At 73.3% G+C, this 4096-nt stretch carries 3 protein-coding genes; 1 reads left to right on the forward strand and 2 read right to left on the reverse strand.

All coding sequences use genetic code 11. From position 1 onward, the window contains the following. Positions 1 to 152 precede the first annotated feature (152 nt). On the forward strand, positions 153 to 578 hold the full coding sequence (locus QOL99_RS14185; protein ID WP_285524775.1) for a secondary thiamine-phosphate synthase enzyme YjbQ: 426 nt from the start codon (positions 153 to 155) through the stop codon (positions 576 to 578). A gap of 33 nt (positions 579 to 611) precedes the next feature. Here QOL99_RS14185 and QOL99_RS14190 read toward each other — a convergent pair whose 3' ends face one another. Next, a complete protein-coding gene (locus tag QOL99_RS14190) occupies positions 612 to 2963 on the reverse strand; it encodes a penicillin acylase family protein (protein ID WP_285524776.1) in 2352 nt (783 codons plus the stop codon). A 22-nt stretch (positions 2964 to 2985) separates the two neighbouring features. Then, positions 2986 to 3879 carry a DMT family transporter gene (locus tag QOL99_RS14195; protein WP_285524778.1) on the reverse strand — a complete coding sequence of 298 codons (894 nt, stop codon included), beginning with the start codon at positions 3877 to 3879 and terminating at the stop codon, positions 2986 to 2988. Between the last annotated feature and the right edge of the window lie 217 nt (positions 3880 to 4096).

The following is a 4096-nucleotide window of genomic DNA, read 5'->3' on the forward strand; positions in this document are numbered from 1 at the left end:
CCGTGATGGGCAGCGCGAGCGAGGAACGGGGAACGCTCTGGGCCTCGGCGGGGGCGATCATCAGGGCAGTGGACAGCAGGGGGATGAGAAGGCGTCGCATGGGATGGGGCTCAGGCTAGGGCCGGGCCATGAGCACCGGCTACGCTGCGGGCATGTGGGCCCAACACGACCTGCGCCTCCGCCCCTTTCCGCGCGGCTTTCACCTGGTCACCCGCGAGGTCGTCGCCGCCTTGCCCGAACTCGCACGGGTGCGGGTGGGCCTGCTGCACGTCTTCGTTCAGCACACCTCGGCCAGCCTTGCCCTGAACGAGAACGCCTCGCCGGACGTGCGGCGCGACTTCGAGCGGTATTTCAACCACCTGGTGCCCGACGGCTGGCCGGAGTTCGAGCACACCCTGGAAGGCCCCGACGACATGGCCGCCCACATCAAGGCGAGCCTGCTGGGACCGTCCCTCACCCTGCCCGTGCGCGGGGGGCGGCTGGCGCTGGGGACGTGGCAGGGAATCTACCTGTGCGAGCACCGCGACGACGGCGGAGCGCGGCGGCTGGTGCTGACCTTGCAGGGCGAGGAGGGCTGAAGCCGAAGCCCCAGCCCTCCTGATTCCCGGTTCTTACTCGCCCGGCTGGAGGGTCAGTGTCGTCGTGCGGCCCCAGTCCCCCTCGTCGGTGCTCATGGGGAGGTACTCGCCCGAGGCCCACCTGCCCTGCTGGTCGCTGACATGCTCGCCCAGCGGATTGCCGCCCTGCCCCAGGCTGCCGATATAGAGGCTGCGGTTCATGTCGGCCAGGTCCACGATATGGCGGTAACTCGGGCCGTGCGTCTGGCGCAGGGTCTCGGGGTCGGGGCGGGCCACGTTCACCGTGTTCGTGCCGCCGGGGGTGGGGGCCGAATGGTTGAACAGCCACGCGACGCGGGCGTCCTCGCCCATCACGTGGTCGCTGGCGACCGTGTGGACCCGGCCGTAGGTCCAGCCGCCCAGGTCGTCGCCCAGCCGCGCGGCGAGGCCGTCCACCGCCCGCTTCAGGCTGACGCGCAGCAGGTCGGCGCAATTCTGCACGCGGGCGGCCCGCGAGCGGCACAGGTCGCCGTCCTCCCTCAGTTGCTCGCGCACCGCCAGCGAGTTCAGTCGCGTGTCGTCGCCCAGCTCGTCCCCCGCCATCGCCTGCAACTCGGCCAGCCACGCCTCGTAGACCGTGCTGGGCACGCTGTCCGTGGTCTGGTTGCCGTCCCAGCCGCGCAGCCGTTCCAGCGCCGCCCGGCTGAGGTCGCCGTCGGGCTGGGTCGCCAGCAGCAGGGGCCGCAGGTCGCGCCACACCAGACTCACCGTGTCGAGTTGCACGGCCTTCACGTCGTCCAGGGTGAGGCCCTCCGGCTTGGCGGTCAGCAGCGCGGTGATGCGCTCGGCGCGGTAGGGCTCGGCCCAGTTGCGGAGGTTGCCCAGGGGGTCGGCCCCGCCCGGCAGCACCTTGTTGTTGGCGGTCACGACGAGGCCGTCCCCCGGGTTGAGGGTGGCGGGCAGTTCCTCGTAGGGAATGAAGCCCTGCCACTCGCGCGAGCCGTCGCCGGGCACGGGCTGGGAGCCGTCCCAGCCCCGGCGCACGGGCACCCGTCCCGGGGCCACGTAGCCCACGTTGCCGTCCACGTCGGCATACACGAAGCTCTGGCTGGGAGCCACGTAGGGCCGCAGCGCCGCCCGGAAGTCCGGCCAGTTCTGCGCGTAGTTCAGGCCCAGGAAGGCGTCCAGGGTGGTATCGCCGGGTTGCAGGGCGGTCCATTTGAGGGCCACGCGTGGCCCGAGCGCCCCTGCCCCCACATCCGAGATGATCGGCCCGTGCTCACTCTCACGCACGACGAGGCGCACGTCCTCCCCGCCCTTGACCCGGATGACCTCGGTACGCCCGGTCAGGCGGGCCGACTCGGGCTCCACGTAGAGGTCCTGCACGTCGGGGTTCACGTTCGTCACCCCCCAGGCGATGCGGTCGTTGCGCCCGATCACGATGCTGGGCAGACCCGGAATGCTGGCCCCGATCACCCGCAGGGTCGGCCCGCGCAGGTCGGCGAGGTACCACAGCATCGGGCTGGAGAGGGCGAGGTGCGGGTCGTCGGCCAGGATGGGCTTGCCGCTCGCGGTACGGCTGCCGGAGATCACCCAGTTGTTGCTCCCCTTGCCGGGCACCCGTTCCATCCCCAGCGAGCGGGCGGTCTCCAGATGGGCTCGCAGGGCGGCCAGGGTCGCGCCGGGCAGGGTGACGCCCGCCTCAGCGGAAGGGGCCGCGTTCTCCTGGCCCACCTCGCCCCCGCTCAGGATGGTGGTCGCGCCCCGGGGGTAGGGGGGCCGGATGTCGTCCAGACCGTCCTCCCCGAGCTTTTCCTGCACCCGCGCCGCGAGCAACTCCTCGTCCCAGTTGCCGCCGAGGTCGTAGGCCATCAGCTTGCTCCAGGCGATGGCGTCCACCTCGGTCCAGGGCTCCGGCGTGTACCCCAGGATGCGGAACTCGGGGGCCACCTTGCCCTGCCCCATCGCCGCGTTCACGCCCGCCGCATACGCCCGGATCATCCGCCGCGAGCGGTCCGACAGGGCGGGGAGGGCCGATTGCGCGGCGCGGTAGAAGCCCCAGGTCCGCAGGAAACGGTCCTGCGAGAGGGCCGCCTCGCCCAGCACCTCCGAGAGCCGCCCCTGGGTGACCCGGCGCTGGAAGTCCATCTGCCACGCCCGGTCCTGCCAGTGGGTGAAGCCCAGCGCGAAGATGGCGTCCTCGTCCGACGCCTCGGCGCGGATGTGCGGCACCCCCCACGCGTCGCGCGTGACCGTCACCGGCCCCGAGAGGCCCTCCAGCGTGACCTGCCCTTTCACCTGCGGCCCCGACGTCGCTTTCAGCCACAGCACCGCCGCCAGCACGAGCAGCAGCACGACCAATATCAGCCAGAGCAGGCCCCGGCCTACCCGTCCCAGTAACCCCATCCTGCCTCCTTTGTCTAAGCCGTCAGGATAGGGGAGACGGGGCGGGGGAGGGGACGGAGGGTGCCACCCGCTCCGGCTTCTGCGCGAGCGCCGCCCCCGCCAGGATCAGCGCCCCACCCAGCAGCACGGCGGGCCGCAGCGGTTCCCCCAGCACCAGAAAGGCCAGTCCCACCGTGAACAGCGGCTCCAGCGTCCCCAGCAGGCTGGCCCGCGCCGCGCCCAGCCGGGCGACCGCCCCGTACAGGGCGGGCACCGCGATCAGGGTGGGAATCACGGCGATGCCCAGGATCACGCCCCACTGCGCGGGACTCCCCGGTACGCCCAGTTCGCCCCGCGCCCCGGCCAGCCCGCCGAAGGCCAGCGCCCCCACCAGCGCGAGGTGCCCGGTGGCGGCCAGGGGCGGAACACCCCGCAGCCAGCGCTCGGAGGCGAGCAGGTAGGCGGCGTACATGGCTCCTGCCCCGGCCCCCAGCGCCAGCCCCAGCCCGTCCCGGTCGCCCGCCCCCGGCACCCCCACCACCAGCCCCAGCCCCAGCCCGGCGAGAGCCACCGCCCCCAGCCGCGCCGCATCTGGCCGCCGCCCCGCCAGCCACCCGAACAGGATCACGAAGGCGGGCGCGAGGTAGAGCAGCAGCCCCGTCGCCCCCGCCGTGATGCGCCCCAGCGCCCCGAAGTAGCAGAAGGTCGCCAGCACGTACACCACGCCGACGCCCAGCAGCGGCCCCCGCTGGGCCAGCGTCATGCCCCGGCCCACCAGCGGCAGCAGAACGGCGGCCACCAGCCCGAAGCGCCACGCCAGCACTTCATGGGTGCCCAGCCCCACCTCGCCCGCGAGCTTGCCCCAGACCCCCAGCGTGGCGAAACTCAGCGCGGCGACGAGGGCGAGGGGCAGGCCGGAGCGGGCGGAGGCGGGCATGGGCCTCAGCGTAGGCCCTGGCGGGGTGGGCAGGCCCCGGCCTGTCTGCGACCCGCCCCACCTCCCCCGCCCGGCCCCTTGCGCTAGCGTCGGGCATGTGACTGCCGCCGCCCCCGCCCTCCCCCCGGTGCCCTGGCGGGTGGCGCTGCCCCTCCCCGTTCCGGCGCTGGATTTTGCTGCCCCACACGGCTTCGGGGGCGCGGTGCCGGTGGGCGGG

This window comes from Deinococcus rhizophilus (genome assembly GCF_030271215.1).
GTDB classification, from domain to species: domain Bacteria; phylum Deinococcota; class Deinococci; order Deinococcales; family Deinococcaceae; genus Deinococcus; species Deinococcus rhizophilus.